At 61.7% G+C, this 8,989-nt stretch carries 7 protein-coding genes and 1 pseudogene; 7 read left to right on the forward strand and 1 reads right to left on the reverse strand.

Features of this window, described 5'->3' with window-relative positions; all coding sequences use genetic code 11:
* Positions 1-11: 11 nt before the first annotated feature.
* A complete protein-coding gene (locus BKX96_RS15165; protein WP_046816465.1) occupies positions 12-689 on the reverse strand; it encodes a tellurite resistance TerB family protein in 678 nt (225 codons plus the stop codon).
* A 677-nt stretch (positions 690-1,366) separates the two neighbouring features.
* On the opposite strand from BKX96_RS15165, the gene BKX96_RS15180 reads away from it, so the two are divergent.
* The 7 genes and pseudogenes from BKX96_RS15180 to BKX96_RS32865 all read left to right on the forward strand — a co-directional run.
* Positions 1,367-2,281, forward strand: a complete 915-nt coding sequence (locus BKX96_RS15180; RefSeq protein ID WP_008151654.1) for a LysR family transcriptional regulator — start codon at positions 1,367-1,369, stop codon at positions 2,279-2,281.
* Between the two features lie 131 nt (positions 2,282-2,412).
* Positions 2,413-3,870, forward strand: coding sequence for a gamma-aminobutyraldehyde dehydrogenase (locus BKX96_RS15185; protein WP_046816462.1), 1,458 nt, complete (start codon positions 2,413-2,415; stop codon positions 3,868-3,870).
* Positions 3,871-3,953: 83 nt separating this feature from the next.
* Positions 3,954-5,105, forward strand: coding sequence for a putative ABC transporter substrate-binding protein YdcS (gene ydcS, locus BKX96_RS15190; RefSeq protein ID WP_046816461.1), 1,152 nt, complete (start codon positions 3,954-3,956; stop codon positions 5,103-5,105).
* A 209-nt stretch (positions 5,106-5,314) separates the two neighbouring features.
* Positions 5,315-6,352: an ABC transporter ATP-binding protein gene (locus BKX96_RS15195; RefSeq protein WP_046816460.1), complete on the forward strand. Its 1,038-nt coding sequence runs from the start codon at positions 5,315-5,317 to the stop codon at positions 6,350-6,352.
* Between the two features lies 1 nt (position 6,353).
* Positions 6,354-7,301 carry an ABC transporter permease gene (locus BKX96_RS15200; RefSeq protein WP_046816459.1) on the forward strand — a complete coding sequence of 316 codons (948 nt, stop codon included), beginning with the start codon at positions 6,354-6,356 and terminating at the stop codon, positions 7,299-7,301.
* On the forward strand, positions 7,291-8,100 hold the full coding sequence (locus tag BKX96_RS15205) for an ABC transporter permease (RefSeq protein WP_046816458.1): 810 nt from the start codon (positions 7,291-7,293) through the stop codon (positions 8,098-8,100). Before BKX96_RS15200 ends, BKX96_RS15205 begins: the two co-directional genes overlap by 11 nt.
* 347 nt (positions 8,101-8,447) lie before the next feature.
* Positions 8,448-8,989: pseudogene (locus BKX96_RS32865) on the forward strand (hypothetical protein); the annotation flags it as partial.

An 8,989-nucleotide genomic window follows, 5' to 3' on the forward strand; every position in this document is an offset into this window, starting at 1 on the left:
TGGCCGATTTTTCAGGCTTGGCGAACCTGTTTTTCCAACTCCGCCTTCAATCCCGGTTCCAGCTTGAGCTGCCGCGCCAGTTCATCGAGGTAGGACTTCTCCATGAAGCTCTCCTCATCCACCAGCATCACGCTGGCGATGTACATCTCGGCCGCCATTTCCGGGGTGCTGGCGGCGCGGGCGACATCGCTGGGGTCCAGCGGTTTATTCAGTTCAGCGTGCAGCCAGTGTTGCAGCGCCTGGTCGTTGTCGAGCTTGCTGAACTCACCTTCGATCAGCTCGCGTTCGCGCGCGTCGATATGACCGTCGGCCTTGGCCGCCGCCACCAGGGCCTTGAGAATCGCCTGGCTGTGCTGCTCTACTTGCGCAGGCGGCAGGCGATCAAGGGTTTGCGGTTCATTCCTCGGGGCCGTGCCCTGCTGGGCCTGCCAGTTGCCATAGGCCTTGTAGGCCAACACGCCCAATGCGGCGAGACCGCCATACACCGCGACCTTGCCCCCGACCTTGCGCGCCTTCTTGTTACCCAGCAGCAGGCCCATGGCCCCGGCGGCCAAGGCACCGCCGCCAGCACCGGAGAGCAGGCTGCCGATGCCGCCGCTCGCGCCTTTGTTCTGCGTCTCACCGGTCTTTTTTTGCAATAAATCCTGACCAGACTTGAGCAGTTGGTCGAGCAATCCACGGGTGATCATTTTCCGCCTCCAAAAAAAAAGGGTTCAACCGGACACTAAGGCCACCAGCCTAGATCGAAAGTGCCCGGCGACTCCCGGCAGGATTGCTTCCGGATGTTGCCGGCAGGCAGATTCCCGGGGGGCGATAATGCTCAGGGATAGGTCAGGGTGACCCGATAGTTTCCCGAACTGATCGGTCTGGAGGCAGCGTCCAGCAACCTGTATTGCCGGGGGAGCGGCCCGTCATTGACCTGCAACCTGGCGGGGACGGCCGAAGAATCGAGCGAACTGACAGTCACTGCCGGCTCCATGCCCGACGCACTGCTGCCGCCGCCATGCGCGGCTCTCGGGCAGCCATGCATCGCCAACACTTGGCCGGTAACAGACACCTTGCACGGCGCTTCCACTATCGCTCCCTGGAAATGGATATCACCTCGTCCGATTGGAGCAGACGCCAGGCAAGTTCCCCCCAGGCCAAGTAAAAGTCCCAATCCCAATGACAATTTCCTGATGCTCATCGCGCCACCTCCCAGTTCAAGGGTCCTGCAGTCTCAAGCGTGTCGGCAAAAAACAGGAAATGATGAGCACCATCGTAGGCGCCTGCGTGGTACTCGCCCGAAACCCGGTTGAGGCTTCCATCGAAAAAAAAGATATACACTCGATAAAGTCTATAAAACAGTGCACCGGGTACGCTCTTCATGATGACCTTGCGTCAAATCCGTCATTTCATTGCCGTGGCCGAGACAGGCTCGATCTCTGCCGCCGCGCAAACCGCGTTCATTTCCCAGTCCACCCTGACCCTGGCGATCCAGCAACTTGAGCAGGAAATCGGCGTCGGCCTGTTCAATCGCCACGCCAAGGGCATGACCCTGACCCATCAGGGGCACCAGTTCCTGCGTCAGGCGCACCTGATCCTGGCCACCGTGGACAACGCCAAGCGCAGCCTGCAACAAAGCACCGACCAGGTGGCCGGGCAACTGATCATCGGGGTGACCAGCCTGGTGGCGGGTTATTACCTGGCGGATCTGCTCACGCGCTTCCAGCGCGCCTACCCCAATGTCGAGATCCGCGTGATGGAGGACGAGCGCCCGTACATCGAACACTTGCTGGTCAGCGGCGAGATCGATGTCGGCGTGCTGATCCTCTCCAACCTCGAAGACCGCCACGCCCTGCAGACCGAAGTGTTGACCCATTCGCCCCATCGCTTGTGGCTACCGGCCCAGCATCCGCTACTGGAACACGACAGCATCAACCTGGCCGACGTGGCCCGCGAGCCGCTGATCCAATTGAACGTTGATGAAATGGACCGCAATGCCCAGCGCATGTGGACAGCCGCCTCCCTGCAACCGCGCATCACTCTGCGCACCGCCTCGACCGAAGCCGTGCGAAGCCTGGTGGCCGCGGGCCTTGGCGTGTCGATCCAGCCCGACATGACGTACCGGCCGTGGTCGCTGGAGGGCGACATCATCGAAGCGCGGCCGATTGCCGACCTCAGCCAGACCCTCGATGTCGGCCTGGCCTGGCGCCGCGGGACCGCCCGCCCGGCCTTGGTGGACCCGTTCCTGACCGTCGCCCGCGAGCAACCCCACGGCGGGCGCAAGCCATCTATTTAATCGAACGCCACCTTCAGTATTTAGAATTTGTCGACCTCGGGTCTGCGCACTAGTCTTGTTGCATCCATATAAGACGGCCAGCCCCAGTCACAGGGAGCAGCATGGCCACACAAGATAAGAGAACCCGCAAAATGGCTGGCGCGCAGACCCCGTTGTTCACCGCATTGTTGATCGAGGGTGAATTAGTCGCAGGGCAAGGCCGTGTCGAACCGATCCTCAACCCGGCCACAGGCGAAGTCCTGACGCACATCGCCGAAGCCAGCACCGAACAAGTCGAAGCCGCCATACTCGCCGCCCACCGTGCCTTTGCCGGGTGGTCGCGGACCACGCCGCAGCAGCGTTCGAACCTGTTGCTCGACATCGCCAACGCCATCGAAAAAAACGCCGACCTGCTCGCCCGCCTTGAATCCCTGAACTGTGGCAAGCCGTTGCACCTTGCCCGCCAGGACGACCTGAGTGCCACGGTCGATGTGTTCCGCTTTTTCGCTGGCGCCGTGCGTTGCCAGACCGGCCAGCTCAGTGGCGAGTACCTGCCTGGCTACACCAGCATGGTGCGTCGTGATCCTATCGGAGTCGTGGCGTCCATCGCGCCGTGGAATTACCCGATCATGATGGCGGCATGGAAAATCGCCCCGGCCCTGGCCGCCGGCAACACCCTGGTGTTCAAGCCATCGGAGCACACGCCCCTGTCGATCCTGGCATTGGCCCCGGCGCTGGCCGAGATCCTGCCACCCGGCGTGATCAACATTGTCTGCGGTGGCGGCGAAGGCGTCGGCAGTCACCTGGTCAGCCATCCCAAGGTGCGCATGGTGTCGCTGACCGGCGATATCGTCACCGGGCAGAAAATCCTCCAGGCCGCGGCAAAAACCCTCAAGCGCACGCACCTGGAACTGGGCGGCAAAGCGCCGGTAATCGTCTGCAACGATGCCGACATCCAGGCGGTTGTCGAAGGCGTGCGCACCTATGGCTATTACAACGCCGGGCAGGATTGCACTGCCGCTTGTCGGGTGTATGCACAGGCCGGCATCCACGATCGCCTGGTAGCCGAACTCGGTGCGGCAGTCAGCAGCCTGCGTTTCGCCGGCAAACGCGATGCCGACAACGAAATCGGCCCGCTGATCAGCACCCGCCAGCGCGACCGCGTGGCCAGTTTCGTCGAACGTGCCCTGGGCCAACCCCATATCGAACGGGTGACCGGTGCGGCGGTGCATTCCGGTGCCGGCTTCTATTACCAGCCGACGTTGCTCGCCGGTTGCAAGCAAAGCGATGAAATCGTCCAGCGCGAAGTGTTCGGGCCAGTGGTCACCGTGACCCGTTTCGATCAGCTCGAACAAGCCGTGGACTGGGCCAACGACTCGGAATACGGCCTGGCCTCCTCGGTCTGGACCCAGAACCTGGACAAGGCGATGCAGGTCGCGGCGCGCTTGCAGTATGGCTGCACCTGGATCAACAGCCATTTCATGCTGGTCAGCGAAATGCCCCACGGCGGGCTCAAGCGGTCGGGCTATGGCAAGGACCTGTCCAGCGATTCACTCCAGGACTACAGCGTGGTGCGGCACATCATGGCCCGCCACGGGCAGCATCTCTGACTACGCTAATAACAAGCCGATAGCGGCATGCTTCACCACGTTCACAACTGCCCCGACCATAATTTGAAGAAGAGGGAAATCCCATGTTCGTGCACAAGACCGCACTGCTCAGTGCAATCACCACAGCGCTGCTGGCCAGTGCCAGTGTCCAGGCCGCCGAGCCGTTGAAGGCTGTCGGTGCCGGCGAAGGCCAACTGGATATCGTGGCGTGGCCTGGCTACATCGAACGTGGCGAAAGCGACAAGGCCTACGACTGGGTGACCGGTTTCGAGAAGGAAACCGGCTGCAAGGTCAACGTGAAGACCGCGGCGACCTCTGACGAGATGGTCAGCCTGATGGCCAAGGGCGGTTATGACCTGGTGACCGCATCCGGCGACGCCTCCCTGCGCCTGATCGTTGGCAAGCGCGTACAGCCGATCAACACGACGTTGATCCCGAACTGGAAGAACCTCGACCCGCGCCTGAAAGATGCGCCGTGGTACGTGGTCAACAACCAGACCTATGGCACCCCGTACCAGTGGGGTCCGAACGTATTGATGTACAACACCAACGTCTTCAAGACCGCGCCCGACAGCTGGGGCGTGTTGTTCAATGCCGAAAACCTGCCGGATGGCAAGCCGAACAAGGGCCGCGTGCAAGCCTATGACGGCCCGATCTACATCGCCGACGCGGCGCTGTACCTCAAGACCGCCAAGCCGGAACTGGGCATCCAGAACCCCTACGAACTGACCGAAGCGCAATACAAGGCGGTGCTCGATCTGTTGCGCGGCCAGCAGCCGTTGATCCACCGCTACTGGCACGACACCACCGTACAGATGAGCGACTTCAAGAACGAAGGCGTGGTCGCGTCCGGGGCCTGGCCGTATCAGGTCAACGGCCTGGTCAACGAGAAACAGCCGATCGCCTCGACCATCCCGAAAGAAGGCGCCACCGGGTGGGCGGATACCACCATGCTGCATGCCGAAGCCAAGCACCCCAACTGTGCCTACAAATGGATGGACTGGTCGCTGCAACCGAAAGTCCAGGGTGACGTGGCGGCGTGGTTCGGTTCGTTGCCAGCGGTACCGGCCGCGTGCAAGGAAAGCGAATTGCTCGGCGCCGAAGGTTGCAAGACCAATGGGTTCGACCAGTTCGACAAGATCGCCTTCTGGAAAACCCCACAGGCCGAAGGCGGCAAGTTCGTGCCGTACAGCCGCTGGACCCAGGACTACATTGCGATCATGGGCGGCAGATAGTTTGTGAGATGACACCGCCCCTGTGGGAGCGGGCTTGCTCGCGAAGAGGCCATCACATCCAGCATTGATGTTGCCTGACACACTGCATTCGCGAGCGAGCCCGCTCCCACAGGGGATCTCTACAGCCAGCACACCGTATTCGATTCAGATTTTTCAGAAGTCCAGGCAGGGCCGCTGCGACGGCCCTCGCCTTTTCGGAGCACCGCACCATGACGCTTGCAGTCCAGTTCACCAACGTTTCCCGTCAGTTCGGCGAAGTGAAAGCCGTTGACCGGGTTTCCATCGACATCCAGGACGGCGAGTTCTTTTCCATGCTCGGGCCTTCGGGCTCGGGCAAAACCACCTGCCTGCGCCTGATCGCCGGTTTTGAACAACCGAGCGCGGGCTCGATCCGTATTCATGGCGAGGAGGCCGCCGGCCTGCCGCCGTACCAGCGTGACGTGAACACCGTGTTCCAGGATTACGCACTGTTCCCGCACATGAACGTACTCGACAACGTCGCCTACGGCTTGAAGGTCAAAGGCGTGGGCAAAACCGAGCGCCAGAAACGCGCCGAAGAAGCCCTCGACATGGTCGCCCTCGGCGGTTACGGCGAGCGCAAGCCAGTGCAACTGTCCGGCGGCCAGCGCCAGCGCGTGGCCCTGGCCCGCGCCCTGGTCAATCGTCCGCGAGTGCTGCTGCTCGACGAACCCTTGGGCGCGCTCGACCTGAAGTTGCGCGAGCAAATGCAGAGCGAGCTGAAGAAGCTGCAACGCCAGCTCGGCATTACCTTCATCTTCGTCACCCACGACCAGACCGAAGCGCTGTCGATGTCCGATCGCGTGGCGGTGTTCAACAAGGGTCGCATCGAGCAAGTCGACACCCCGCGCAATCTCTACATGAAACCCGCGACCACGTTTGTGGCGGAGTTCGTCGGCACCTCCAACGTGATTCGCGGCGACCTGGCGAAGCAATTGAGCGGCAACCCACAGCCGTTTTCGATTCGCCCGGAACACGTGCGTTTTGCCGAAGGGCCGCTGGCCGCGCACGAAATCGAAGTCAGCGGTCTACTGCACGATATCCAGTACCAGGGCAGCGCCACCCGCTATGAACTGAAACTGGAAAACGGCCAGACCCTGAACATCAGCCAGGCCAACAACCAGTGGATCGACAGCAGCGCACAACATCAGACCGGACAACGCCTCAGCGCACGCTGGGCGCGTGAAGCGATGATCCCGTTGCACGACACCATCGTGGGTGAGGTGTGAAATGACCAGCGTCGCTCTCCCGCAAAACCCGGCCAGTGGCTCGCCGTTGCGCCGATTTTCCAACCTGTTGTATCGCCGACCGAACCTGTACCTGTCGATGCTGCTGGTGCCGCCGCTGCTGTGGTTCGGCGCGATCTACCTCGGCTCGTTGCTGACCCTGTTATGGCAAGGTTTCTACACCTTCGACGACTTCACCATGGCGGTCACCCCCGACCTGACCCTGGCCAACTTCGCCGCGCTGTTCCAGCCGTCGAACTTCGACATCATCCTGCGCACCTTGAGCATGGCGGTCGTCGTCTCGATCGCCAGCGCCATCGTCGCGTTCCCGATTGCCTACTACATGGCGCGCTACACCACCGGCAAGACCAAGGCGTTTTTCTACATCGCGGTGATGATGCCGATGTGGGCCAGTTACATCGTCAAGGCGTATGCCTGGACCCTGTTGCTGGCCAAGGGTGGCGTGGCGCAGTGGTTCGTCCAGCACCTGGGACTGGAGCCGGTCTTGCAGTTCATCCTGGGCATTCCCGGCGTCGGCGGCAGTACCTTGTCGACCTCGCACCTGGGACGCTTCATGGTGTTCGTCTACATCTGGCTGCCATTCATGATCCTGCCGATCCAGGCCTCGCTGGAACGCCTGCCGCCGTCGCTGCTGCAAGCGTCGGCAGACCTCGGCGCCAAGCCACGCCAGACCTTCATGCAAGTGACACTTCCGCTGGCGATTCCGGGCATCGCCGCCGGTTCCATCTTCACCTTCTCGCTGACCCTGGGCGACTTCATCGTGCCGCAACTGGTGGGCCCGCCGGGCTACTTCGTCGGCAGCATGGTCTACGCCCAGCAAGGTGCGATCGGCAACATGCCGATGGCGGCCGCCTTCACCCTGGTGCCGATCGTGCTGATCGCCATTTACCTGTCCATCGTCAAACGACTGGGGGCCTTCGATGCACTCTGAAAAAGCATCCCTGGGTTTGCGCATTGCAGCCTGGGGCGGGTTGGTGTTCCTGCACTTCCCGATCCTGATCATCTTCCTGTACGCCTTCAACACCGAAGACGCGGCGTTCAGCTTTCCGCCCAAGGGCTTCACGCTGAAGTGGATCGGCGTGGCGTTTTCCCGGCCGGACGTACTGGAAGCGATCAAGCTGTCGTTGCAGATCGCCTCGATTGCCACGCTGATAGCCATGGTCCTCGGCACGCTGGCTTCGGCGGCGCTGTATCGCCGGGACTTCTTCGGCAAGCAAGGCATCTCGCTGATGCTGATCCTGCCGATCGCCCTGCCAGGCATCATCACCGGGATCGCGCTGCTGGCGACGTTCAAGACGCTGGGCATCGAGCCGGGAATGTTCACCATCATCGTCGGCCACGCGACCTTCTGCGTGGTGATCGTCTACAACAACGTCATCGCCCGCTTGCGCCGCACCTCCCACAGCTTGATCGAAGCCTCGATGGACCTCGGCGCCGACGGCTGGCAGACCTTCCGCTACATCATCCTGCCGAACCTCGGCTCGGCGCTGTTGGCTGGCGGCATGTTGGCGTTCGCGTTGTCGTTCGACGAAATCATCGTCACTACCTTTACCGCAGGCCACGAACGCACCCTGCCGCTGTGGCTGCTCAACCAGCTCAGCCGGCCGCGGGACGTGCCGGTGACCAACGTCGTGGCGATGCTGGTGATGATGGTGACCATGCTGCCGATCCTTGGCGCCTATTACCTGACCCGTGGCGGTGAAAGCGTGGCGGGGAGCGGCGGCAAGTAACCGAATACCCCTGGAGGAACCGAATCCTGTAGGAGCCGGCTTGTCGGCGAAAGCGCTGGGTCAGCCAACATCGACGTTGCCTGTGATGACGTCTTCGCTGGCAAGCCAGCTCCTACAAAAACCGAATCAATGTGGGAGCGGGCTTGCTCGCGAAAGCGCTGGGTCAGCCAACATCGACGTTGCCTGTGATGACGTCTTCGCTGGCAAGCCAGCTCCTACAAAACCGAATCCTGTAGGAGCCGGCTTGCCGGCGAAAGCGCTGGGTCAGCCAACACCGACGTTGCCTGTGATGACGTCTTCGCTGGCAAGCCAGCTCCTACAAAAACCGAATCAATGTGGGAGCGGGCTTGCTCGCGAAAGCGCTGGGTCAGCCAACACCGACGTTGCCTGTGATGACGTCTTCGCTGGCAAGCCAGCTCCTACAAAAAACCGAATCCTGTAGGAGCCGGCTTGCCGGCGAAGGCGGCGGGTCAGCCAACATCGACGTTGCCTGTGATGACGTCTTCGCTGGCAAGCCAGCGTCTACAAAAACCGAATCCTGTAGGAGCCGGCTTGCCGGCGAAGGCGGCGGGTCAGCCAACATCGACGTTGCCTGTGATGACGTCTTCGCTGGCAAGCCAGCTCCTACAAAAACCGAATCCTGTGGGAGCGGGCTTGCCGGCGAAGGCGGCGTGTCAGCCAACATCGACGTTGCCTGTGATGACGTCTTCGCTGGCAAGCCAGCTCCTGCAAAAACCGAATCCTGTAGGAGCCGGCTTGCCGGCGAAAGCGCTGGGTCAGCCAACATCGACGTTGCCTGTGATGACGTCTTCGCTGGCAAGCCAGCTCCTACAAAAACCGAATCCTGTAGGAGCCGGCTTGCCGGCGAAGGCGGCGTGTCAGCCAACAT

It is taken from the genome of Pseudomonas putida (assembly GCF_001976065.1).
Classification (GTDB): Bacteria; Pseudomonadota; Gammaproteobacteria; order Pseudomonadales; family Pseudomonadaceae; genus Aquipseudomonas; species Aquipseudomonas serbica.

Coding starts and splice junctions, on each gene's coding strand:
- BKX96_RS15200 (WP_046816459.1), top strand. CDS start 6,354: ATGACCAGCGTCGCTCTCCCGCAAAACCCGGCCAGTGGCTCGCCGTTG.
- BKX96_RS15185 (WP_046816462.1), top strand. CDS start 2,413: ATGGCTGGCGCGCAGACCCCGTTGTTCACCGCATTGTTGATCGAGGGT.
- BKX96_RS15165 (WP_046816465.1), bottom strand. CDS start 689: ATGATCACCCGTGGATTGCTCGACCAACTGCTCAAGTCTGGTCAGGAT.
- ydcS (WP_046816461.1), top strand. CDS start 3,954: ATGTTCGTGCACAAGACCGCACTGCTCAGTGCAATCACCACAGCGCTG.
- BKX96_RS15205 (WP_046816458.1), top strand. CDS start 7,291: ATGCACTCTGAAAAAGCATCCCTGGGTTTGCGCATTGCAGCCTGGGGC.
- BKX96_RS15180 (WP_008151654.1), top strand. CDS start 1,367: ATGATGACCTTGCGTCAAATCCGTCATTTCATTGCCGTGGCCGAGACA.
- BKX96_RS15195 (WP_046816460.1), top strand. CDS start 5,315: ATGACGCTTGCAGTCCAGTTCACCAACGTTTCCCGTCAGTTCGGCGAA.